This window comes from Ensifer sp. 1H6 (genome assembly GCF_001976035.1).
GTDB lineage: Bacteria > Pseudomonadota > Alphaproteobacteria > Rhizobiales > Rhizobiaceae > Ensifer > Ensifer canadensis.
The window spans coordinates 1-21562 of the sequence record NZ_MOAI01000002.1 but is presented as its reverse complement, the minus strand read 5'-3'; the positions used below and the strand labels follow the sequence as shown (position 1 = coordinate 21562).

Here is a 21562-nt window from a genome sequence, read left to right as displayed (position 1 = left end):
TGCTGCCGATCCGTTGCCGAATGGTTTTCAACGACAGCCCGAATGCGGGAGTTTGCGCACAAGTCGGTCGGGAGGACGCGGCGGTCCATGACTTTCATTCGATTGGAGCCGCCGCCACATCGTCGCCGACGAAGGAGCCGAATAGGCTCGGCTTCCGTGTAGCGTGAGCTTGTGGCGCCCTGTCGAAGCGAGGATCGCCCTCGCGAACGAATCATCGTTCCTTCGAAGACCCCGTCCCGTTGCGTCGGCGCGCCCACCAGACTGCGAACCTTCGGCGGCGGCGGCGTACTGAAGGAATATCGTGCGAGAGGATGAGTAAGCCCAAGGGCACCATCCAGAATCCGAGCACGGGCAGAAAGCCGAGAAAGCCGCCGAATATCAGCAGCCCGCCAACCAGCATGCGCAGCAGTGGTGATTCCGGCAGCCTCAGGCGCCATTTGCCAAGCACGATCTGCCGTGTGTGCGGGTCTATGCCGAAATGCGTCTGTTTTCTGTTTTTATGCATCATTCCCTATCCGGCTGCCTCTCCCACAATTGGGGGCTTCTCCACAGGCTCGCAACAAAACTTCTCACTTTTTTAAAAAACAGCTTGGCAAATCGGAAAAGCATTTGTATTAGCAGCCTCACTTCTGCAGGACACGCCGCGCAGATGATCCCTGGTAGCTCAGCGGTAGAGCATTCGACTGTTAATCGACAGGTCGCCGGTTCGAATCCGGCCCGGGGAGCCAGTTTTTAAAGAGCCATTCGCGGTAACGCCCGAATGGCTCTTTTTCATTTTGCGGCTATGGTGCCGGCGACGCCTTCCTCCTTCCTCGCCCCCGGGAATGTCATGAGCGCAAATCCCACAACGCCGATTCTGGTCTGGTTTCGTCGAGATTTGCGCCTTCAAGACAATCAGGCACTTGCCACCGCGGCGCAGACGGGTGGACCGGTGATTCCGATCTACATCAATGAACCGGAGGAAAGCGGCAACGGGCCGCTTGGTGGCGCGCAGCGTTGGTGGCTGCACCATTCGCTCCAGGCATTGCGGGCATCGCTGCGGGCACACGGCTCCGACTTTATCCTGCGGACCGGTGCGCCGTTGGATGTGATCGCCGAGATAGCGCGGGAATCGGGCGCGACGACCGTGTTCTGGAATCGCCGCTACGACCCGAGCGGAATAGGAACCGATGCGCCGTTGAAGAAAGCGCTCGTTGAACGCGGCTTCACCGTCAGCAGCTTTGCAGGGCAACTGTTGCATGAGCCGACACGGCTCCTCACGAAGGGTGGCGGCCCTTATCGCGTGTTCACGCCGTTCTGGCGTGCGCTTGAGGCCAGCGGCGAGCCGGCGGCGCCGATTGAGACGCCGGAAATGATCAGAGCGCCTGTGAGGTGGCCGGCATCCGAGGAGCTTGAACGGTGGAAGCTCTTGCCGACGCGGCCGGACTGGGCATCGACGTTCGCCGAAATCTGGACGCCGGGCGAGCAGGCCGCTGCCGAACGCCTGCACAAATTCGTTGAACATGCCCTTGCCGGCTACAAGGCTGAGCGGGACGTCCCTGCAGCGCAAGGTACGTCCATGCTCTCTGCGCATCTTGCCTTCGGCGAAATCTCTCCGGCGCAGATCTGGCAGGTCACGCGTGGCCTGACGGAAACGCCGGTGGACGATGTCGTCACTTTCCGCAAGGAACTCGCCTGGCGCGAGTTCTCCTACAATCTGCTGTTTCACAATCCGGATCTCGGCCGTCAAAACCTCGATCGTCGTTTTGATGGCTTTCGCTGGCTGGACAATGACGAACAGTTCCACCGCTGGACAAGGGGCCTGACCGGCTATCCGATTGTCGACGCCGGCATGCGGCAGCTCTGGCGCCACGGCTACATGCACAATCGCGTCAGGATGATCGTCGCCTCCTTCCTGATCAAGGACCTGCTGATCGACTGGCGACGCGGAGAGGCGTGGTTCCGCGACACGCTGGTCGATGCAGATCCGGCCTCGAACGCAGCAAGCTGGCAATGGGTGGCGGGGTCCGGCGCCGATGCCTCGCCTTTCTTCCGCATTTTCAACCCGGTGCTCCAGGGCGAGAAATTCGATCCGGAGGGGCTTTATGTGAAGCGTTTCGTTCCGGAGCTCGCTGATCTCGAGGCGCGTTATATCCATCGACCATTCTCGGCCCCCTCGGCAGTACTGGCTGCCGCCGGCATCGAGCTTGGAGTCTCCTACCCCACCCCCATCGTCGACCACGCCTTCGCGCGCGACCGCGCGTTGGCCGCGTTTCAGGAAATCAGAACCTAAAAAATCGCTACAACCGCGCCGCCACCGGTACAAATCCATGGTTGGCCTCTCGCAGGATTATCGCTAGGCTCACGTTACGGATGCAACGATTGCCGGAGGGTGGTTTATGCATGATACAGAAGCCTGCTTTGCCGAATTCGACAACGCCGAGCACCTTTCGACTGAAAATCTCTCGCAGGTGCTGAAGGACTTTCCGCTCAAGGCCCAGATGGTCCTGCGCGGCCTCGTTCACCTTGAGGCCGGCGCGCTGGCGCTCGCTTTGCCCAACGGTCGGCGGCTGCTGGTCAAGGGAAAGGTGCCGGGGCCATGCGCCGCCGTGACACTTCACAACTGGAATCTTCCGCACCGGGCAATCACCGGTGGCACCATCGGCGCCGCGGAAAGTTATATAGACGGCGATTGGGACAGCCCCGATGTCGGCGCCTTTCTCGAGCTTTTCCTTGTCAACGCAGACATCGGCAACAGATTCCCTAACCGGGCGCGCGGGTTGATGCGGCTGGTGGAAAAATTCCTCCACTGGCGCAATGCCAACACCAGGACGGGCGCACAGCGCAATATCTCTGCCCACTACGACCTCGGCAACGCCTTCTACCGTGAATGGCTCGATCCGAGCATGACCTATTCGTCGGCACTTTACGCTAGCGGCGCCAACGATCTGCAGTCGGCCCAGACTGCCAAATACCGGGCACTGGCCGAGGCGACGAATCTACGGCCCGGTGACCATGTGCTTGAGATCGGCTGCGGCTGGGGCGGTTTTGCAGAATTTGCGGCGACCGAGATCGGCTGCAAGGTCACCGGCCTGACCATCAGTCGCGAACAACTCGCGTTTGCCCGGGAACGCATGCACAGGGCCGGCGTCGCCGACCGCGTCGAGCTGAAATTCCAGGACTATCGCGAGGAGAAGGGCCTCTATGACCGAATCGTCTCGATCGAAATGTTCGAGGCGGTCGGGGAAAAATTCTGGTCGACCTATTTCTCGCAGCTGAAGCGCTGCCTGAAACCCGGCGGCAAGGCCGGCCTGCAGATCATCACGATCAAGCCGGAAGCCTACGAGGAGTACCGCTCCAATCCGGACTTCATCCAAAAGTACGTTTTCCCCGGCGGCATGCTGCCGACGCGCGAGCATCTGGTCGATCTCGGGCGCAACGTCGGTCTGCGAATGATCAACGATTTCGGCTTCGGTGGCGACTACGCCCGAACGCTCGGCGAGTGGCGGCAGCGCTTCTGGTCGGTGTGGAGCCGGATCGAGCCGCTCGGTTTCGATCTGCGCTTCAAGCGCCTGTGGGAGTTCTATTTCTACTACTGCGAAGCCGGTTTCCGCGCCCGCAACATCGATGTCCGTCAGATCGTCTTCGAATGAGGCTCGCCGCCGCTACAGCGCCGCGCGTCTTATTAGACGCGCAAAGGTCGCTGTAGCACTTTGAATGGCTGCAAGTTTTTATCCTTAAGTCGAATAGGATTTAAGGAAACATGCAGTAGGCTTTACCGATCGTCCGACAACGCCTATGAGGCAACCGATCCAGATCTTTTCTTGAAGGTTCCTCATGCGGCTTGCATGGTTTTTCCTGGCGCTCGCGATCGCGACTGAGGTGGCGGGCCTGACGGCGATGAAGGCCGCATCCGCCAATGGCTCCTATCTCGGCCACGTAGTGATGTATGTCTCCATTGCGCTTTCCTACGTCTTCCTGGCAAAGGCCGTGAAGACCATTTCCGTCGGCGTTGCCTATGCCATCTGGGAGGGGTCCGGGGTCGCGATCATTACGCTCGTTTCGGTGTTCGTGTTCGGCCATGTGCTGACCGGCCGGGAAATGCTGGGCCTGTCGATGGCGGTGGCCGGTATCCTGCTCGTCAATGCAGGCGAACACCGCGAAGAGGACGCTCCGGCCACGGAGGGAGCCATCGATGAGCGCACCTAGTCTCTATTTCGTCTTTGCCGTCATCGCCGGCATCCTCGACATCGCTGCCAATCTCGCTTCGACCAAATCGAATGGCTTCGCGCGCCGCGGCTGGGGCGCGCTTTCCATCGTTCTCGTGCTCGCCGCCTTTGCCTTCCTTGCCGAAGCGGTCAAGGGCATGGAACTTGCGATCGCCTACGCGGTTCTCGGCGCGACCGGGATTTTCGGCACGGCCATTTGCGGCCGCCTGCTCTTCGGCCAGAAGCTCAAGCCGATCGGCTGGGTCGGCCTCGCCCTGATCTTCGGCGCAGTACTGGTGCTTCACACGGCCTGATGTGGCCGCCCCTTGGCGCTCGTGCGGGTGTTCGTCGCTTTTGGCGGCGTCGCGCCTTGCCGGGTCAGCCGGTCAACGAGCGCGAAGTAGGCACCATATGGCAGCAGGCGTGACAACTTTGCGATAGTGATAGAGCGCTTCGGGAAGCTGACTTCGAAATGCTTCGACTTCAGGCCCTCGACGACGTGCTGAGCGGCCTCGTCTGCACTGACCATGCCGGACCTTGCAAATCCAAGCCGCGGCGAACCGGTCGTGTCGACAGGCCCCGGATTGATCAACTGCAGGCGAATGCCGATCCGGTCCAGATCGAGCTTCAAGCTCTCGGCCAGATTGATCAGGGCCGCCTTCGTGGCGCCATGGGCGGCGTTGCCCGGCAAACCGCCATAACCTGCAGCCCCCGACACGATGGCGATGTGGCCCTGCCCCCTTGCCTTCATGTGGGCCACTGCCGGCAGCAGACAATTGACGACACCGTTCACATTGACCGCAAAGCTCCGCTCAAAAGCGTCGCGATGCAGATCGTCGCCCCTCACCGGGATTGTCACCCCCGCATTGAACACGGCCAGAGACAGGTCGCCGTGATCATATTCGATCGATGCCAACACACGTTCCATATCCTGAGGGTCGGTGACATCGCCATCGAGAACGATGATGCGGCCGTCGGCGGCAGCTTCCTGTTGCAGGGCCACCAGTTTTTCGTGATTTCTGGAGGTGACGACCACCGAATAGCCGTCTCGCACCAGCCGCAATGCCAGCGCTCGGCCTATTCCCGAACTCGCTCCCGTTACCCATGCCAACCCATGCTCGGAATTCGTCTTGTGCATACTCATTGCCCATACCTCGGCACGCACCCGCCCGGTGCACGCTCAACTCAAGGGGCCGGCGAATGACACGCCCGGCCCAGACCAATCCCCCTCCAATATCCGGCGCGCACCCAGAGCGGCCTCGACCCTAAGCTTTCCCCTCGAAGACGTTTTTTGTTCGGGACAGGGCAGCGGTGAAACGCTATTTCTTGCCTGGGAAACAGGCTGAGCCGAAAACACGCCAATATTTCGGCGATCCGGTGTCGTTCTCAACGTTCGCCGGCCACTCGGCGTTTTTCTTCGGTAACGCGGCTCGCTTCAGCGGCCGTTCTCAAGCACGAGGTTCTGCAATGGCCATTCTTCCGTCCGTTCTTGAAGCAATCGGCAACACGCCCCTGATCCGGCTGAAATCCGTATCCGAGGCAACCGGCTGCACGATCCTCGGCAAGGCGGAGTTTCTCAATCCGGGACAGTCGGTGAAGGATCGCGCCGCGCTCTGGATCATCCGGGAGGCGGAGAAGGCCGGGCAGTTGAAGCCGGGGGGCGTGATCGTCGAAGGGACTGCCGGCAATACCGGCATTGGCCTTGCCCTCGTCGGGCAGGCACTCGGCTATCGGACCGTCATCGTCATTCCGGAAACCCAGAGCCAGGAAAAGAAGGATGCGCTGCGTCTTCTTGGAGCAGAGCTCGTCGAAGTGCCGGCTGTGCCGTACAAGAACCCGAACAACTACGTGAAGATCTCCGGTCGCCTGGCCGCTGAACTCGCAAAGACCGAACCGAACGGCGCCATCTGGGCAAACCAGTTCGACAATGTCGCCAATCGTGACGCCCATGTCGCCACCACGGCGCCTGAAATCTGGCGCGATACGGACGGCAAGGTCGACGGCTTCATCTGCTCTGTCGGCTCCGGCGGTACGCTTGCGGGCGTTGCAGAGGGCCTGCGCGCCAAGAACCCTGCGATCAAGATCGGCCTTGCCGACCCTGATGGTGCGGCGCTCTACAATTACTACGCGCACGGGGAGTTGAAGGCGAGCGGAAGCTCCATCACCGAGGGCATCGGCCAGGGCCGCATCACCGCCAACCTCGAAGGCTTCAGTCCAGACTTTTCCTACCAGATCTCCGATGCCGAGGCCGTGCCGCTGGTCTTCGACCTGATCGAACGCGAAGGCATTTGCGTCGGCGGATCAACGGGCATCAATATTGCCGGCGCCGTCCGGCTCGCCAAGGAGCTCGGTCCGGGACATACGATCGTGACGATCCTTTGCGACTATGGTAACCGCTATCAATCGAAACTCTTCAACCCGGACTTCCTGGCCTCGAAGGGCCTGCCTGTTCCGGCCTGGTTGAAGGGCCCCTCAAGCATCACCGTTCCATACGAATCAGTCGGATAAGATTTGCGATGACAAAGACCGTGACTGCCCTCTTCCGCGAAGATTTCTATCTCTCGACTTGCGAAGCAAGTGTCACCGGAATTCTGGAGGATGGCGGGATCGAGCTTGATCAGACCTGCTTCTACGCCACGTCAGGCGGACAGCCGGGCGATAGCGGCTTCCTGGAGCGCAGCGACGGCAGCCGCATCGACGTTGCCGTTGCCCGTCATGGCGCGACGAAGGACATCATCATCCATGTCCCGGCGGAAGGACAGCCAGCGCCTGATATCGGCGAGAAGCTGGTCGTGCATATCGACTGGCCGCGCCGCTACCGGCTGATGCGCATGCACACGGCTTGCCATCTGCTCTCCGTCGTTTGTCCCTTCCCGATCACGGGCGCAGCCGTAGGCGAAGATGAAAGCCGGGTCGATTTCGACATGAGCGAAACGATCGATAAGGACGAGGTGACGGCAGCGCTGAGGAAGCTCGTCGACGAGAACCACCCGGTCTATCTGCAGTGGATCACCGACGAGGAACTCGCAGCCAACCCCGGTATCGTCAAATCCAAGAATGTACGCCCGCCCGTCGGGCTTGGTCGCGTCAGCCTTGTCTGCATCGGTGAAAACTCGGCGATCGACAGCCAGCCCTGCGGCGGTACACATGTGTCGGAAACCCAGGAAGTCGGCGCGATCCACATCGCCAAGATCGAGAAGAAGGGCAAGGAAAACCGCCGTTTCCGCATCCGCTTCGGCACGGCAGACGACCGCCAGACAATCTGAACAGGAGATACGACCATGACCAACAACAAAAGCGCTTACGTCGTTTCTCCGGACTGGTTGCAGCAGCGGCTCAACAATCCCACCATTCGCATTCTCGATGCCGCCTGGTATCTGCCAGCCCAGAACAGAGACCCGAAAGCGGAGTACGACGTGGGCCACATTCCCGGTGCCGTGTTCTTCGACCAGGATGCGATCGCCGATCACACGAGCGGACTGCCGCATACGCTGCCGACGCCGGAAGCCTTCGCCACGGCCGTTGGTGCGCTCGGTGTCAGCGAGACCGATACGATCGTCGTCTATGACGGCCCGGGCATCATGACCGCGCCGCGCGTGTGGTGGATGCTGCGCATCATGGGCGCAAAGGACGTCTATGTGCTCGATGGCGGCATGGACGGCTGGAAGAAGGACGGACGCCCGGTGACGACGGACGTTCCCTCGCCCACGCCCGTCACGTTCAACGTTACTTTCACGCCTTCGGCGGTAACCTCGCTTGAGCGCATGAAGGACATCGTGCAATCAGGCAAGGTCCAAATTGCCGATGCGCGGGGCGCCGGGCGCTTCCTCGGCGAAGAGCCAGAGCCGCGTGCCGGAATGCGCTCCGGCCACATGCCGGGCGCGCACAGCCTGCCTTCCACCACCTTTTCCGAGAACGGCAAGTTCAAAGATCTCGACACGCTGCGCAAGACATTTGCCGAGGCGGGCGTCGACCTTTCCAAGCCCGTGGTGACAACCTGCGGCTCAGGCGTCACGGCAGCCATCATCACGCTGGCGCTGCAATCCCTCGGCCACACCGACAATACGCTTTACGACGGCTCCTGGTCCGAATGGGGTGGCCGCGCGGATACCTCCGTTGTGACCGGCAGCGAGTGACATCATGCGCCCTCCCAAGCTCGCCTCACTGACTGCCCACGTCACCGAACTGGAAATGACGGCACCGCCCAAGCAGAGCTTGCCGATGCCGGTCAACATCCAGACGGCAATCCTGCGCGTGTCCGACATCCCGCTGAATTACTATCGGTTCCTCTATCTGCGGGTTGGCAAACGCTGGCACTGGGCCGATCGTATCCGCATGAGCGACGAAAAGCTGGCTGCGTTACTCGCCGACAAACGCACGAGCGTTACCGTGCTCTATGTCAACGGCGCACCTGCCGGCTTCTTCGAGCTTCACCAGGCCGATGACAACGTCGTCGAGCTGACGCATTTCGGCTTGATGGAGCACGCGCTCGGGCTTGGCCTCGGCAAATGGTTCCTGCTGCAAACGCTGTTTGCTGCGTGGACCTTGAACCCGAGCAAGGTTACGGTCACGACCAACAATCTCGACCACCCACGGGCGCTCCAGCTCTATCAGCAATTCGGCTTCTCGCCCGTCGCCACCCGCGAAGCGACCATCGAGCCGCTGACGGACGAAGAACTGCTGGCCTTCGCTAAGAATCTCTGACGTCCGCACGGCCGCAAGTTTCGGGTGTCGCCGCCGCACCAGGCGGGGCACAGTGCGCATCAAATGATCCCTATTGATCTGGAGATGCACGATGGCCCTGCGCTACATACCGATGTCCACCGATCAGGCCGAGCGCCTAAGACAGGGTGGCAACGATGCTTATGGCAACCCGCCGGAACGCCAGATATCCGATGGCGACGGCGTTCCCTGTCGGCATTGCCTTGGCAACGTCGATGCCGGCGACACCTATCTGATCTTCGCGCTGCGGCCTTTTACGTCGCTGCAGCCCTATGCCGAGACCGGTCCGGTTTTCATGCATGCCGACGAATGCCCGGCATATAGCGACGAAGTTCGGCCGCCCATCCTGACGTCGAGCAAAGACTATCTGCTGCGCGGCTACGGCAGCAATGAGCGCATCATCTATGGGACCGGCGGCGTGGTTCCCGCCGAGCAGCTCGAATCTCGCGCTGAAGCTCTGCTCTCCATGCCTGAGGTCGCAAGTGTGCATGTCCGATCGGCCAAGAACAATTGTTATCAATGCAGGATAGAGCGCCCCTGAAGCGTCGGTCCGGCCATGGCCGGACGACTTCGTTAGGGTTCAGGCGACGTTGAGCACCGCTTCCGGCGCGTAGGCGTCGTAACCGAGTGCCTCGGCAACGGGGGCGTTGGTCACCCGTCCGCGGTGAACGTTGAGACCGGCACGCAGGTGCCGATCTTCCGCGACTGCCTTCAGACCACGATCAGCCAGTTGCAGACCGTAGTGCAGCGTGGCGTTGTTGAGCGCATGGGCTGACGTCACCGGGACGGCGCCAGGCATATTCGCGACGCAATAGTGGACGATCCCGTCGACCTCGTAAGTCGGGTCCGAATGGGTGGTCGCGTGCGATGTCTCGAAGCAGCCGCCCTGGTCGATGGCGACATCGACGATGACGGCACCCTTCTTCATCCCGGTCAGCATTTCCCGCGTCACAAGCTTAGGTGCGGCAGCGCCTGGAATGAGAACGGCTCCGATGACCAGATCGGCAGAGAAAACCTCATCCTCGAGGGCATCGATGGTGGAGTAGCGCGTGTGTATACGACCGCCGAAGATGTCGTCGAGCTGGCGCAGACGAGGAATAGAGCGATCGAGGATGCTGACATCAGCGCCAAGTCCAGCTGCCATTCTGGCGGCATGGAGGCCGACGACGCCGCCGCCGATAATCGCGACCTTGGCGGGAAGCACACCGGGCACACCGCCGAGCAGAATGCCGCGGCCACCGTTGGCCTTCTGCAGCGATGTCGCACCGGCCTGAATGGCCAGGCGACCCGCGACTTCCGACATCGGCGCCAGAAGCGGCAAGCCGCCGCGCTCGTCCGTGACGGTTTCATAGGCGATGGCCGTGACGCCCGAATTGAGCAGACCCTTGGTCTGTTCCGGATCCGGCGCGAGATGCAGGTAGGTATAGAGAATTTGGCCCTCGCGCAGCTGTGCCCATTCGGAAGGCTGCGGCTCCTTGACCTTGACGATCATGTCCGATTTTTCGAACACATCCTTTGCCGTCGCGACTATCTTCGCGCCAGCGGCACGGTAGGTATCGTCATCCGCGCCGATCCCCGCTCCTGCCTTGGTTTCAATGATAACCTCGTGGCCGTGAGCGACATATTCACGTACCGACCCGGGGGTCAGGCCGACTCGGTATTCATGGTTTTTGATTTCCTTCGGGCAACCGACACGCATCGCGCGTTCCTCTCCTGTTGTGGGCAATTTTGCCTCATTGACACGCCCTCAGCAAAACACGCGGCGAAACGAATGTCCTTGCAAAGATGTCTCCGCGGAGGCATCAATTTCGAAGAATATTGCGTCATTGTCCGAGCTATTGGTGGAAATCGCGAATGAGTGAACTTGATGCCATCGATCATGCGATTCTGCGCATTCTTCAGCAGAACGGCAGGATTTCGAACGCCGATCTGGCGGCCAAGGTAGGGCTGTCGCCATCGGCCTGTTCGCGCCGGGTCGATATCCTGGAGAAATCAGGCACCATCAGCGGCTACCACGCCCGCCTCGCCCACAAGGCGCTCGACTACCAGATCATGGTGATCGTGCATATTTCCCTGTCCGGGCAGTTCGCCAAGACGCTGGCCGAGTTCGAGGCAGCGGTAAAGCTCTGCCCCAATGTTCTCGTCTGTTACCTGATGTCGGGCGAATACGACTACATTCTGCGGGTCGCGGCCAAGGACCTGCAGGACTACGAACGCATCCACCGAGACTGGCTTTCCGCCCTGCCCCATGTGGTCAAGATCAACTCGAGCTTTTCCTTGCGGGAAGTGATCGACCGGCCGAACGTCGGCATATAACGAGCTGCGATAGCGTTAGCGGCCGACGACGCAATCGCGACCACGCGCTTTCGCTGAATAGAGCCTGAGATCAGCCTCAGACAGCAGATGCGCAATCGCGACACCATCGTCAGGCGTGGACGACAATCCGATGCTGACGGTCACGGCTTTGCCATCGGGGGTGAAAACACCAGCGGACACCGCTAGCCGGATGGTCTCGGCATGCCTCAGCGCATCGGCATGCGACAATCCCGGGCACAGCACGACGAACTCTTCACCGCCATAACGAAAGAGCCGATCTCCCTGGCGCAAGCGTGCTTTCATCACTTCCACAAGCTTCTGCAGGATGCGGTCACCCTCCTGGTGGCCGAAGCGATCGTTGACGCCCTTGAAGTGATCGACGTCGATGATCAACAGACTGACCGCAGCTTTTGAGGCTACGGCAGCGCGCAGCATCTGCGGCCCTTCGATATCGAAGCGGCTGCGGTCGAGACATCCCGTCAGCGTGTCCTGGCCGGACCGTGAAAGCAGGTCTTCATAGCGTTCGCGGAAAGTCAGATCGTTGAAGATGTCGCCGAGAGGCCGGTCCGACATCGCCAGGAACGGATGGCGCGAAACATTGAGATAGAGGCCGATAGCGATGGCGTAGAAAGTCGCGGCCAGCATTTTCGCGATCCATCCGCCCCACAGCACCTCCATAGGCGCATCGTTCAGCCAGTGCAGAGCCGCGTAAAATGCCAATTGATCGAAGCTCAGGATCACGACACCGCAGATCAGGAAGCGGACGGTTACGAAGCGGCGCAACCATTTGCCGAGACGCTCGTAGAGCAGGATGATCAGGAGCGTATCGAGGTAGAGAACCAACGTCCCCCACACCATCAGCCCGCCCATTTCATCGATGAAGGCGATGTCGGCCGAACGGCCCGGAACAATCGAAACAGTCTCGTGCTGGCGCAGCAGCAGGCTGAGGATGACCGTGAGCAAGTTTCCCGCGAGCAGACCATAGATCGGCTGACGGACGGTCGCGGCATCCTCCTTCACGTAAAGCAAGAGGATGATCATCAGCTTGCCGGAGAAAAGCACGACCGATCCCGGAGAGACGATCCCGAACGGCAATTGCACGTAAAAGACCGCCGCCAGATAGGTTTCGATGAAATGCATCACGCCCAGGGCCGCGACAAAAACGCCGAGACCCAGCCGGGCACGAAGCTGCAACAACCAGATCATCGCCGTGACGTAGACCAGTGCTTCGCCGACGAAAATAATGAGATTGGCGTTGGGCATGCTGTTGAAAAGGTTCCGGTTTCGCCAGACAAACCGTTAGGTGGAAAGCTTAAAGAAAACTTTAGCTCGGTTGCAGACGGACCGGAATTGCAATGCGAGAATCAACTGCTTTGCGAAGTGTTGCCTTTCCGGCATAGTCGCGACCAACCCACCGTGGTTCGCATGTCAAATCAGAAACCGCGGATTGCACACGCAATGGCATTCATCAATGGAGGGCAAGCATGCAATCGACGACATCCCCGTTCCACCTCTCGCGCCGCTCGCTTCTGTCCGGCGTCGCCGCCGCCTCGGCGCTGGTAATGCTTCACCCCTTCTCCGCACGTGCTGCCGCCAACCAGGCGCATCTGCGCATCATGGAAACGACCGACCTGCACGTTCACGTCTTTCCCTACGACTACTACGGCGACAAGCCGAACGACACGCTGGGGCTAGCACGCACGGCCTCGATCGTCGACGCCATCCGGGCGGAGGCAACCAACTCGATCCTCGTCGATAACGGCGACTTCCTGCAGGGAAACCCGATGGGCGACTACATCGCCTATCAGCGTGGCATGAAGGATGGTGACATCCATCCTGTTATCGCTGCAATGAACGTGCTTGGCTACGATTGCGGCACGCTCGGCAACCACGAATTCAACTATGGCCTTGATTTCATGTTCAAGGTGCTGAACGGCGCCAACTTCCCGCTGGTCTGCGCCAACCTGACCAAGGGCGCGCTCGCCGCCGATGCCCGACAGGACCAGCTGTTCCTCAAGCCCTACGTCATTCTCGACCGCAAGGTGAAGGACGGTGCCGGCGCCGAGCATGCGATCCGGGTCGGGCTCATCGGTTTCGTGCCTCCGCAGATCATGTCCTGGGACGCAAAGCACCTTGAGGGCAAGGCCAATGCCCGCGATATCGTCACGGCGGCCCAAGCCTGGGTTCCGCAGATGCGCGAGGAAGGTGCCGATATCGTCATCGCGCTTTCCCACTCCGGCATCGGTCAGCAGGACTACGCCGAAAACCTCGAAAACGCATCGGTTCCGCTGGCCGCGGTCGAAGGCATCGACGCCATCGTGACCGGGCATAGCCATCTCGATTTCCCCGGTCCGAAGTTCGCCAAAATCGCCGGCGTCGACAATGCCAAGGGGCTGATTTCGGGCAAGCCCGGCGTCATGGGCGGGTTCTGGGGTTCGCATCTCGGCCTGATCGATCTGCTGATCGAACGCGAAGGCGGCGCCTGGCGCGTCATCAGCTCCACCAGCGAAGCGCGGCCGATCTACCGGCGCGAGGACAAGAAGGTGATCGCCGAGGTCGCCGAAAAGCCGGAAGTGCTGGCGGCGGCACAAAAGGAACACGAGGCAACACTTGCCTATGTTCGCACGCCGGTCGGCAAAAGCGCGGTGCCGCTCTATTCCTACTTCGCCCTGGTCGCCGACGATCCGTCTGTCCAGATCGTCAGCCAGGCGCAGACCTGGTACATCAAGGACATGCTGAAGGATACGGAGCACAAGGATCTGCCTGTGCTCTCCGCTGCGGCTCCATTCAAGGCCGGCGGTCGCGGCGGCGCCGACTACTACACCGACGTTCCGGCCGGCGACATCGCCATCAAGAACGTCGCCGATCTCTATCTCTACCCCAACACGGTCCAGGCCGTCGTCATCACCGGCGAGCAGGTGCGCAACTGGCTGGAAATGTCCGCAGGCATCTTCAACCAGGTGAAGGCTGGAGCCTCGGATGCAGCCCTGATCAACGGTGACTTTCCGTCCTACAACTTCGATGTCATCGACGGCGTCACTTACCAGATCGACGTGTCCGAGCCGCCGAAGTTCGACAAGGACGGCAATGCCATCAACCCGTCAGCCAATCGTATCAAGAACCTGAACTTCAATGGACAACCGATTGACCCGGCGCAGAAATTTGTCGTCGCGACGAACAACTACCGCGCCGGTGGCGGCGGCCATTTCCCTGATATCGCTGCCGACAAGGTGGTCTTCGTGGCACCCGACACCAACCGCGACGTAGTGGTTCGCTACATCATTGACCAGGGAACCATAAATCCGGCGGCCGATGCCAACTGGACCTTCGCGCCACTCGCGAACACCAGCGTCACGTTCGACAGCGGCCCGAAGGCAAGGCAGTTCCTGTCGCAGGTCAAAGGCGTGACGATCGAGGATGCGGGTGAAGCCGCAGAAGGATTCGCCCGTTTCCGCATCAAGCTGTGATGCCGAGTGCCCCCGCAAGGCGGGGGTACGTCCCCTGGCGTGGAGAACGGAAGTGCCGCTACCAGCAAATGCCAAAAGCGGCAATGCGGATGCTGAAGCAGCCATCAATCTGGACGTGAGTGAGCCGCTTGCGCTTACGATGGACACGAGCTCTTGACGCCAAGTCACTGCAATATTTTTATAAATCGGACGTCGCGGCTTGCCGCCAACAATCAGACTTGCCGCGACGGGGCGTCGTCAGAAAACAACGACGGTCCGGTCTGGTCGATGATCTGGCGGCCCTTGCGGAAAGCGGCATCGATCGCGTCTTGTTCGGACGTGAACAGATCGGCCCGGATGAAGCTGCGCACCCGCACGTCGCCTTCGGCGATCGTCTTCTCGATGCTGCCAGCCAGACGGAACTGCGAGCCTTCGCGCATCGGTGTCGCGCGGATCGTGCACTCTGCATAGGCTTCGGTTTTTCCCGATGCGCCTTGAGCCTCGTTTTCGGTGGAGCCGGAGCGGCCGAACAGTTTTGAGAAAAATGATGCCATGAGCAAGACTTAGACGCGACGGCGAAAGCTGTCAAAGCCAAAGTGTCGATGTCGACCCTCTGCCATTACGTCTCCGCCCACCAGCCGTCAGATGATCAGATTGGACAGGATCTCGTTCTCGGTGATGTCCTGATACCGCAGGCCGGCAGCGTCGAACCGCGACTTCAGGATCGGGAAATTCTCCGCGTGCTTGGTCTCTATGCCGATGAGGATCGAACCGAAATTGCGCGCGGACTTCTTCAAATATTCGAAGCGCGAGATATCGTCCTCGTCGCCGAGCAGGTTGAGGAAGTCGCGCAAGGCACCAGGGCGCTGCGCCATGCGCAGGATGAAATACTTCTTGAGCCCCGCATGCCGCATCGCCCGCTCCTTGACGTCAGGAAGACGCTCGAAGTCGAAGTTGCCGCCGGAGACGACGGCGATGACGGTCTTGCCTTCAAGCTTTTCGCGACCGATCGCGTCCAGCGCCGTGATCGACAATGCGCCTGCGGGCTCGAGCACAACGCCCTCGACATTCAACATGTCGATGATCGTCATGCAGATCGCGTTTTCCGGAAGCAGCATGACCTGGTCGGCAGAGAAGCGGCGAAGAGCCGCAAAATTCAGATCGCCGATCCGCCCGACAGCTGCGCCATCGACGAAGTTGTCGACTTGGTCGAGCGTGACAAGACTGCCGGTCTCGAGGCTCTGCCGGAGGCTCGGCGCGCCTGATGGTTCGCAGAAGACGAAATGGTCGGCGGCGACATCATCCTTCAGATAGCCGGTGACGCCGGCCGACAGGCCACCGCCACCGACCGGAAGCACGACGAGATCGGGCCTGACGCCCTCGGGCAATTGCTCGGCGATTTCAGCGGCAACAGTCGCCTGCCCTTCGATGATGTCGAGATGATCGAACGGCGGCACCATGACGCCATCGATCGTTTCCACATGCTCGCGCGCAGCCTTGTAGCATTGGTCGAAGATGTCGCCGACAAGGCGGATCGTGATGAACTCGCCGCCGAACATGCGGGTCTTGTCAATCTTCTGCTGCGGCGTGGTCACCGGCATGAAGACGACGCCAGGAACACTGAAATGCCGGCAGACGAAGGCGAAGCCCTGCGCGTGGTTGCCTGCCGAGGCGCACACGAAGGTCTTGCCCGTCGCGCCGGCACCAAGCACCTTGCGGAAGAAATTGAACGCGCCTCTGATCTTGTAGGAGCGAACCGGCGAAAGGTCCTCGCGCTTGAGGAAGATGTTGGCGCCGTACCTGGCGCTCAGATGTTCGTTCAATTGCAGCGGCGTGGCCGGAAAAATATCACGCATCGCCGTGGTTGCGTTGTCAACATCCTGCTTCGTCACGTGAGGTCATCCATTGAGTTTGCCGATGGCAGCCGCTATTGCACATTGCAGCGCTCGAGGCCATCGCTTTGACTCGAATCGACCGGCGGTGGACAATGTAACCGCTTCGCGCCTCGCCAGATCACGTAGTTTCATTTCCAGGAAATCGAACGTTTGAACGCAACCCTGATCCGGCCCGCTGTGCACATCGCAGCGATCCTCGGCCTCTACCTGTCGGTGGCGATGCTCGTGCCGGCGATGGTCGACCTCTATTACGGCCATCGCGATTGGCAGATCTTTGCTGTATCCGCCTTCATGATCGGCGGCCTTTCGGCAGCGACGTTCATGGCGACGCGCATGGGACCGCCGCCGTTTTCGAAGAAGTTCGGCTTTCTGCTGGTCAACCTGCTCTGGGCGGTATTTTCAGTCGTCGGCGCCATCCCGCTGTGGCTGTCTTCATTGAAGCTCGACTTCGCGCAGGCGCTGTTCGAATCCGTCTCCGCCATCACGACAACCGGATCGACCGTCATCGTCGGGCTCGACGATGCGCCGCCGGGACTGCTCGTCTGGCGCTCGCTCTTGTGCTGGCTCGGCGGCATCGGCATCGTCGTCCTTGGCCTGTTCATCATCCCCTATCTCCGGGTTGGCGGCATGTCGTTCTTCAAGATGGAATCCTCCGATACGAGCGACAAGCCGTTCGCTCGCGTCGCAAGCTTCAGCCGCGCATTCCTTCTCATCTATATCTCGATCACGGTTCTCTGCACGATCGGGTACAACATGACGGGCATGAACCGGTTCGACGCGATCAATCATGCGATGTCGACGGTGGCGACGGGCGGTTTCTCGACGCATGATGCGTCATTCGGCTATTTCGGCAGTATCCCGCTGCTCTGGACGGCGACCTTCTTCATGGCGCTCTGCAGCCTGCCGTTCTCGATCCTGATCGTGCTTGTCGTGCGCGGCCGCCTCGACGCGCTTCGCGACCCGCAGATCATCGTCTTCCTCGGCTATCTCTCGGCCTTCTCGATCGCCGTGGCGATCTATCATCGCCTCGTCAGTGGCGTCGAGTTTCACCTGGCGCTTGCACATTCCTTCTTCAACATCACCTCGATCCTTTCGACCAGCGGCTATGCGAGCGAGGACTACAGCCTGTGGGGTCCCTTCGTGGTGATGGTCGCTTTCATCGCAACCTTCATGGGCGGCTGTTCCGGATCGACTGCCGGCGGCATCAAGGCCTATCGCTTCGTGGTGCTCTTCAACGCCATCCGCTCGGGCCTCAACAAGCTCATCTACCCCAATGCGATCTATGCCGTACGTTACGGTAACAACACTGTTGATGCCGATACGCAGCGCGCGATCTTCCTGTTCTTCACCACCTATATCCTGCTGTGGGTGCTGGGCAGCCTCGGCATGGGCGCGCTCGGCTATGATTTCATAACCGCGACCTCAGCGGTCATCACCTGCCTTTCCAATGTCGGTCCCGGCCTCGGCAGTCTCATTGGCCCGGCGGGCAACTTCTCGACACTCCAGGACCCGGAGCTTTATCTCCTGTCGCTGATGATGTTGCTGGGTCGTCTGGAAGTGCTGACCGTTCTGGTGATTCTGACGCCGATCTTCTGGAAACATTGACCATTGCCGCGCCGGCCCTATCGTCTTGACTCGATGCGGCAAATGCCGAAAGTCGCATCCAAGGGACAAAGGGGAACGTCATGGCGAAACATCGGTCACTGCTGGCGGTGCTAACCGCCGCAAGCATGCTCTGCATAAGCGTCGAGGCAAAGGCCGGGCCGCTCGTCGACGCCGCGACCAAGGCGGAACAATTGGCGACCTCCGGCGACCCGGCCAAAGCACGGGAACTCCTGCGGCAAGCGGTCGGTGATTTTTCGCAAACCCTGCCGTTCTCCATCGGCAAGGCCGTCTTCATCACCAAGGAACCGGCTGGCTATGCCATGTACGAGCCCAAGGACGGGACCGTCTTCAAGACCGGGGAAGCGCTCGTATCCTACGTCGAACCGGTCGGCCTCACCTGGAAGGACGCGGCCACCAAGGGCAAGTTGGAAACGCACTTCACCGTCGATTTCGACATCCTCAATCCCAAGGGCGATATCCTTGCCGGGCAGAAGGCATTTGGCGACTTCACCTTCACCGGTTACCTCAAGAACCAGGAGATCTATTCGACCCTGACGATCGACGTTTCCGGGGCTCCGGTCGGTGACTACGTGCTGCGCTTCCATTTCAACGATATCAACAGCGGCAAGACAGCGACGATCGATCAGCCGTTCAAGATAGCCGGACCGTGAGACAATGCCTGACATGATTACGACGATCGGCTTCGATGCCGATGATACGCTTTGGCAAAACGAACAGTTCTATCGCCTGACCGAGGCGCGCTTCGCCGAACTGCTCAAGGACCATGCCGACACGGAAAGCCTGCCCGCACGGCTGCTGGCCGCCGAAAAGCGCAACCTCGGCCTGTACGGTTTTGGCATCAAGGGCTTCGTGCTGTCGATGGTGGAGACCGCTGTCGACGTGACGGACGGGCGCGTCCCGTCATCGGTGATCGCAGAAATCCTTGCGGCCGGACGCGAGATGCTGGTCCACCCGGTCGAGCCGCTGCCACATGTCAAGGAAACGCTCGAGACGCTTCATGGCACCTTCCGGTTGGTGATGATTACCAAGGGCGACCTCTTCGACCAGGAGCGCAAGCTCGCCGCCTCTGGATTGGGCGATTACTTCAACGCCGTCGAAATCGTCAGCGACAAAACGGCCGCCACATACGATCGCATCTTCACACGCCACGGCGACGGCCCGGCGAAAAGCCTGATGGTCGGCAACTCGTTGAAGTCCGACATCGTCCCTGCCCTCGAGGCCGGCAGTTGGGGCATCTATGTGCCGCATGCCCTCACCTGGGCATTCGAGCATCACGACAAACCCGACAGCCATCCGCGCTTCCGCGAGATCGCCGATCTCGGTGGTCTGTCGGATGCACTGCAAACGTTGCCCGACGACAGCGCCGCGCGTCTAAATAAGACGCGCTAAGGTCGCTGTAGCCCTTTGAATTGCTGCCTGTTTTTATCCTTAAATCGAATAGGATTTAAGGAACCATGCAGTAGGGCTCTCGCCTGGACCAGAGCGGCTTTGACATCGTAAGTTGCGATGACGAGGCTTGTGGTCCTGCGCTTTAGGGCGACCCGAAAAGAGCTATGAAATCCGAACGAATCGGAGAAAGCTGCGGGAAACCGAAAGGCACGTTGAGGGAGAAACAGTTTGGCGGAGCTATTCGGGGCCACTGTCGCCATGGCGTTCACCAGCATGCTGATCGGGTGGATTGTCAGGAAGCTTTCCTCCACGGGCGTCTTTGCATCTCGCCTTGTCGGCTTGGCAATAATGCTGTTCATCGCACCGCCGATCTACATTTTCGCGTCAGGCGGCCCGTATTTCCAGGCATTCTTCGCCTATAGCCTTGGAGCACTGCTTGCTGGCGCGATCTTCTATTGTCTGCGCCAGAAGGAAAAGGACGCATAAACTCCGCCCGATCCAAAGCGCCTTCCGCTTTGCGGCCGTCGAAATAGCCCGATCCACGGCCCGGCAGCGGGCCCGAAATTGCAATGCAGAGCGTATGTGCGCGTGCAGACGACCGGGTATCGCAGAGACGCTGGCAGCCATCGCACCGCTCGCGGAATCGGCCAGATCTGTGTTATGTGCCGCCATCAATCGAAATCGAGGTGATCGACATGGCCGAAAATTGGGAAAAGCCCGTAGCTTTGGCCCTGGAGGGACCGGAGAAATACACGACCATTACGAACACGACCGAAGCGTCCTGGGCGATGATCGAGGACTGGCCGCTCGAAGACAGCGCGCTGCTGACACTGGCACTCGATACGTGTGCTGCCGTGATCGAGGGCAAGCAACCGGCAGAGGCCGCCCGCAAAGCCTTCATCGATGCTGCGCGCGAAGCGGGCATTCCCGTCCGGGAGTAACCTTGCGCCCCGGGATAGAGCCCGGCTTACCCCTGTTACAAATGTACCTAAAGCGACGCGCGTCTTATTAGACGCGCAAGGTCGCTGTAGCACTTTGAATTACTGCAGGTTTCCTTAAATCGAATACGATTTAAGGAAAGTAGGTCGCCCTCCGGTGGATCGGCACTACCGGCTTCAAAGGCAAATTGGTCGCGCCCAATATAAAGCGACGCCTAAAACATGCCGAACGAGGCGCGAACATCCACAGTACGAACCCGGCCTACCCTTCCCCAATAACCCATTTGAGGGAGGAACAATTGGTGAAAGCGCCGGCAGCGGCTGAGGTCGTCCGGCTGCTCCAAACTCACCGTGAGGCTCACGCTATCGGCCAGCAAGAACGCGACAATCAAGTTTGGATGCAGAACCGCTTCGCCTTCGGACGATCCGCAACAATAAAGACTTCTGAAGACGCCATTTTTCGTTTCTCGACAGCCATTCGACAGCTGCCGTTCAGCTTCAATTAAGCCTAACTCCCAAATAGTGGGGACGATCATAAATCGAGGAAATCTGTGGTGGCGCTTCCCGGACCGGCTTTCATTCTCGCTCTCGTCGCCTTCATCGTCGTGGTACCTCTTGCGGCCAAGAAGGCTGAAGAGGGCCGGATTTACAGCCACAGCATCGCCACGAACTTCTAAACTGACGCCGCAGGTCTGCAACACGCCCCGGCGCACATCTCCTAAAGCTTGCCGTAACCATTCCTAGGTTTCGCCACCTCGACCGCGGTCGAAATACGGCATCTGCCGTATGTCACTGATCTCCCTGCCGATCTACGCCAAGGTTCCCCGTTTGCTAACCGTAGTGCGCCGGGTTCGAACCAAGGAGGTGGCATGAAAGCAGCCGCGTCCCAGGAGAGAACGGACCATTGAGATGCAGGTGATGATCGAGGGACAGTCACGCTTCCGGCCTTTCGGCTTACCTTATTGGGGTTTCGAAGATCTCAACAAGGGAGTTGGAAGCATGACTGCCTCTTATGATTACCATATCGGCGTCGACTACCACAA

24 protein-coding genes and 1 tRNA gene are annotated in these 21562 nt (G+C 60.1%); 19 read left to right on the top strand and 6 right to left on the bottom strand.

Annotation, left to right across the window (positions count from 1 at the left end; translation table 11 throughout):
* Positions 1–211: 211 nt before the first annotated feature.
* Positions 212–505, bottom strand: coding sequence for a hypothetical protein (locus tag BKP54_RS02985; RefSeq protein WP_025427046.1), 294 nt, complete (start codon positions 503–505; stop codon positions 212–214).
* A 148-nt stretch (positions 506–653) separates the two neighbouring features.
* Between BKP54_RS02985 and BKP54_RS02980 the strand changes: the two genes are divergently transcribed.
* The 5 genes from BKP54_RS02980 (at position 654) to BKP54_RS02960 (ending at position 4501) form a co-directional block, all read left to right on the top strand.
* A tRNA-Asn gene (locus tag BKP54_RS02980) sits at positions 654–728 on the top strand.
* 101 nt (positions 729–829) lie between these two features.
* Entirely contained in the window at positions 830–2272 is a 1443-nt protein-coding gene (locus BKP54_RS02975; protein ID WP_025427045.1) for a deoxyribodipyrimidine photo-lyase, read from the top strand.
* A gap of 106 nt (positions 2273–2378) precedes the next feature.
* Positions 2379–3632 (top strand): cyclopropane-fatty-acyl-phospholipid synthase family protein, encoded by a 1254-nt coding sequence (locus BKP54_RS02970; RefSeq protein ID WP_025427044.1) that lies wholly within the window; start codon positions 2379–2381, stop codon positions 3630–3632.
* 184 nt (positions 3633–3816) lie between these two features.
* Positions 3817–4188 (top strand): SMR family transporter, encoded by a 372-nt coding sequence (locus tag BKP54_RS02965; protein WP_025427043.1) that lies wholly within the window; start codon positions 3817–3819, stop codon positions 4186–4188.
* Positions 4175–4501, top strand: a complete 327-nt coding sequence (locus tag BKP54_RS02960; protein ID WP_025427042.1) for an SMR family transporter — start codon at positions 4175–4177, stop codon at positions 4499–4501. Before BKP54_RS02965 ends, BKP54_RS02960 begins: the two co-directional genes overlap by 14 nt.
* On the opposite strand, the gene BKP54_RS02955 is transcribed toward BKP54_RS02960, so the two are convergent.
* Positions 4489–5331, bottom strand: coding sequence for an SDR family NAD(P)-dependent oxidoreductase (locus BKP54_RS02955; RefSeq protein WP_025427041.1), 843 nt, complete (start codon positions 5329–5331; stop codon positions 4489–4491). The genes BKP54_RS02960 and BKP54_RS02955 overlap by 13 nt on opposite strands.
* A 323-nt stretch (positions 5332–5654) precedes the next feature.
* On the opposite strand from BKP54_RS02955, the gene BKP54_RS02950 reads away from it, so the two are divergent.
* The 5 genes from BKP54_RS02950 to BKP54_RS02935 all read left to right on the top strand — a co-directional run bounded on the left by BKP54_RS02950 (position 5655) and on the right by BKP54_RS02935 (position 9450).
* Positions 5655–6695: a cysteine synthase A gene (locus BKP54_RS02950; RefSeq protein ID WP_025427040.1), complete on the top strand. Its 1041-nt coding sequence runs from the start codon at positions 5655–5657 to the stop codon at positions 6693–6695.
* 8 nt (positions 6696–6703) lie between these two features.
* Positions 6704–7453: an alanyl-tRNA editing protein gene (locus BKP54_RS02945; RefSeq protein WP_025427039.1), complete on the top strand. Its 750-nt coding sequence runs from the start codon at positions 6704–6706 to the stop codon at positions 7451–7453.
* A gap of 15 nt (positions 7454–7468) precedes the next feature.
* On the top strand, positions 7469–8323 hold the full coding sequence (gene sseA, locus BKP54_RS34875; RefSeq protein ID WP_025427038.1) for a 3-mercaptopyruvate sulfurtransferase: 855 nt from the start codon (positions 7469–7471) through the stop codon (positions 8321–8323).
* A 4-nt stretch (positions 8324–8327) separates the two neighbouring features.
* A complete protein-coding gene (locus BKP54_RS34870; RefSeq protein ID WP_025427037.1) occupies positions 8328–8891 on the top strand; it encodes a GNAT family N-acetyltransferase in 564 nt (187 codons plus the stop codon).
* Positions 8892–8982: 91 nt separating this feature from the next.
* The gene (locus BKP54_RS02935; RefSeq protein WP_025427036.1) at positions 8983–9450 is read left to right on the top strand and encodes a DUF1203 domain-containing protein; all 468 of its coding nucleotides are present in this window, start codon (positions 8983–8985) and stop codon (positions 9448–9450) included.
* Positions 9451–9489: 39 nt separating this feature from the next.
* On the opposite strand, the gene ald is transcribed toward BKP54_RS02935, so the two are convergent.
* On the bottom strand, positions 9490–10608 hold the full coding sequence (gene ald / locus BKP54_RS02930) for an alanine dehydrogenase (protein ID WP_025427035.1): 1119 nt from the start codon (positions 10606–10608) through the stop codon (positions 9490–9492).
* Between the two features lie 155 nt (positions 10609–10763).
* On the opposite strand from ald, the gene BKP54_RS02925 reads away from it, so the two are divergent.
* Complete coding sequence (locus tag BKP54_RS02925; RefSeq protein ID WP_025427034.1) at positions 10764–11225, top strand: Lrp/AsnC family transcriptional regulator; 462 nt, start codon at positions 10764–10766, stop codon at positions 11223–11225.
* Positions 11226–11240: 15 nt separating this feature from the next.
* Here the strand turns inward: BKP54_RS02925 and BKP54_RS02920 are convergent, their stop codons facing one another.
* Positions 11241–12488 carry a GGDEF domain-containing protein gene (locus BKP54_RS02920; RefSeq protein WP_025427033.1) on the bottom strand — a complete coding sequence of 416 codons (1248 nt, stop codon included), beginning with the start codon at positions 12486–12488 and terminating at the stop codon, positions 11241–11243.
* Between the two features lie 221 nt (positions 12489–12709).
* Here BKP54_RS02920 and BKP54_RS02915 point away from each other — a divergent pair, with 221 nt between their 5' ends.
* Positions 12710–14692, top strand: coding sequence for a bifunctional 2',3'-cyclic-nucleotide 2'-phosphodiesterase/3'-nucleotidase (locus tag BKP54_RS02915; RefSeq protein ID WP_084814271.1), 1983 nt, complete (start codon positions 12710–12712; stop codon positions 14690–14692).
* Between the two features lie 212 nt (positions 14693–14904).
* Here BKP54_RS02915 and BKP54_RS02910 read toward each other — a convergent pair whose 3' ends face one another.
* Both BKP54_RS02910 and ilvA read right to left on the bottom strand, forming a co-directional pair.
* Positions 14905–15225, bottom strand: a complete 321-nt coding sequence (locus BKP54_RS02910) for an HlyU family transcriptional regulator (RefSeq protein WP_025427031.1) — start codon at positions 15223–15225, stop codon at positions 14905–14907.
* An 87-nt stretch (positions 15226–15312) separates the two neighbouring features.
* Complete coding sequence (ilvA, locus tag BKP54_RS02905) at positions 15313–16563, bottom strand: threonine ammonia-lyase (RefSeq protein WP_025427030.1); 1251 nt, start codon at positions 16561–16563, stop codon at positions 15313–15315.
* Between the two features lie 153 nt (positions 16564–16716).
* Between ilvA and BKP54_RS02900 the strand changes: the two genes are divergently transcribed.
* The 7 genes from BKP54_RS02900 (at position 16717) to BKP54_RS37060 (ending at position 21196) form a co-directional block, all read left to right on the top strand.
* Positions 16717–18171: a TrkH family potassium uptake protein gene (locus BKP54_RS02900; protein ID WP_084814270.1), complete on the top strand. Its 1455-nt coding sequence runs from the start codon at positions 16717–16719 to the stop codon at positions 18169–18171.
* An 80-nt stretch (positions 18172–18251) separates the two neighbouring features.
* On the top strand, positions 18252–18842 hold the full coding sequence (locus tag BKP54_RS02895) for a hypothetical protein (RefSeq protein WP_025427028.1): 591 nt from the start codon (positions 18252–18254) through the stop codon (positions 18840–18842).
* A 4-nt stretch (positions 18843–18846) separates the two neighbouring features.
* Complete coding sequence (locus BKP54_RS02890; RefSeq protein ID WP_057210396.1) at positions 18847–19581, top strand: HAD family hydrolase; 735 nt, start codon at positions 18847–18849, stop codon at positions 19579–19581.
* Positions 19582–19809: 228 nt separating this feature from the next.
* Positions 19810–20067 carry a hypothetical protein gene (locus BKP54_RS02885; RefSeq protein ID WP_025427026.1) on the top strand — a complete coding sequence of 86 codons (258 nt, stop codon included), beginning with the start codon at positions 19810–19812 and terminating at the stop codon, positions 20065–20067.
* Between the two features lie 209 nt (positions 20068–20276).
* The gene (locus tag BKP54_RS02880; protein ID WP_025427025.1) at positions 20277–20522 is read left to right on the top strand and encodes a DUF982 domain-containing protein; all 246 of its coding nucleotides are present in this window, start codon (positions 20277–20279) and stop codon (positions 20520–20522) included.
* 299 nt (positions 20523–20821) lie between these two features.
* Positions 20822–21025 carry a hypothetical protein gene (locus BKP54_RS02875; protein ID WP_128090372.1) on the top strand — a complete coding sequence of 68 codons (204 nt, stop codon included), beginning with the start codon at positions 20822–20824 and terminating at the stop codon, positions 21023–21025.
* A 48-nt stretch (positions 21026–21073) separates the two neighbouring features.
* Complete coding sequence (locus tag BKP54_RS37060) at positions 21074–21196, top strand: hypothetical protein (protein WP_255569942.1); 123 nt, start codon at positions 21074–21076, stop codon at positions 21194–21196.
* The last annotated feature ends 366 nt before the right edge of the window (positions 21197–21562 follow it).

Excerpts from the sequence above, each read along its gene's own strand:
- BKP54_RS02985 (WP_025427046.1), bottom strand. The coding sequence starts at position 505 with ATGCATAAAAACAGAAAACAGACGCATTTCGGCATAGACCCGCACACA.
- BKP54_RS02975 (WP_025427045.1), top strand. The coding sequence starts at position 830 with ATGAGCGCAAATCCCACAACGCCGATTCTGGTCTGGTTTCGTCGAGAT.
- BKP54_RS02970 (WP_025427044.1), top strand. The coding sequence starts at position 2,379 with ATGCATGATACAGAAGCCTGCTTTGCCGAATTCGACAACGCCGAGCAC.
- BKP54_RS02965 (WP_025427043.1), top strand. The coding sequence starts at position 3,817 with ATGCGGCTTGCATGGTTTTTCCTGGCGCTCGCGATCGCGACTGAGGTG.
- BKP54_RS02960 (WP_025427042.1), top strand. The coding sequence starts at position 4,175 with ATGAGCGCACCTAGTCTCTATTTCGTCTTTGCCGTCATCGCCGGCATC.
- BKP54_RS02955 (WP_025427041.1), bottom strand. The coding sequence starts at position 5,331 with ATGAGTATGCACAAGACGAATTCCGAGCATGGGTTGGCATGGGTAACG.
- BKP54_RS02950 (WP_025427040.1), top strand. The coding sequence starts at position 5,655 with ATGGCCATTCTTCCGTCCGTTCTTGAAGCAATCGGCAACACGCCCCTG.
- BKP54_RS02945 (WP_025427039.1), top strand. The coding sequence starts at position 6,704 with ATGACAAAGACCGTGACTGCCCTCTTCCGCGAAGATTTCTATCTCTCG.
- sseA (WP_025427038.1), top strand. The coding sequence starts at position 7,469 with ATGACCAACAACAAAAGCGCTTACGTCGTTTCTCCGGACTGGTTGCAG.
- BKP54_RS34870 (WP_025427037.1), top strand. The coding sequence starts at position 8,328 with ATGCGCCCTCCCAAGCTCGCCTCACTGACTGCCCACGTCACCGAACTG.
- BKP54_RS02935 (WP_025427036.1), top strand. The coding sequence starts at position 8,983 with ATGGCCCTGCGCTACATACCGATGTCCACCGATCAGGCCGAGCGCCTA.
- ald (WP_025427035.1), bottom strand. The coding sequence starts at position 10,608 with ATGCGTGTCGGTTGCCCGAAGGAAATCAAAAACCATGAATACCGAGTC.
- BKP54_RS02925 (WP_025427034.1), top strand. The coding sequence starts at position 10,764 with ATGAGTGAACTTGATGCCATCGATCATGCGATTCTGCGCATTCTTCAG.
- BKP54_RS02920 (WP_025427033.1), bottom strand. The coding sequence starts at position 12,488 with ATGCCCAACGCCAATCTCATTATTTTCGTCGGCGAAGCACTGGTCTAC.
- BKP54_RS02915 (WP_084814271.1), top strand. The coding sequence starts at position 12,710 with ATGCAATCGACGACATCCCCGTTCCACCTCTCGCGCCGCTCGCTTCTG.
- BKP54_RS02910 (WP_025427031.1), bottom strand. The coding sequence starts at position 15,225 with ATGGCATCATTTTTCTCAAAACTGTTCGGCCGCTCCGGCTCCACCGAA.
- BKP54_RS02895 (WP_025427028.1), top strand. The coding sequence starts at position 18,252 with ATGGCGAAACATCGGTCACTGCTGGCGGTGCTAACCGCCGCAAGCATG.
- BKP54_RS02890 (WP_057210396.1), top strand. The coding sequence starts at position 18,847 with ATGCCTGACATGATTACGACGATCGGCTTCGATGCCGATGATACGCTT.
- BKP54_RS02880 (WP_025427025.1), top strand. The coding sequence starts at position 20,277 with ATGGCCGAAAATTGGGAAAAGCCCGTAGCTTTGGCCCTGGAGGGACCG.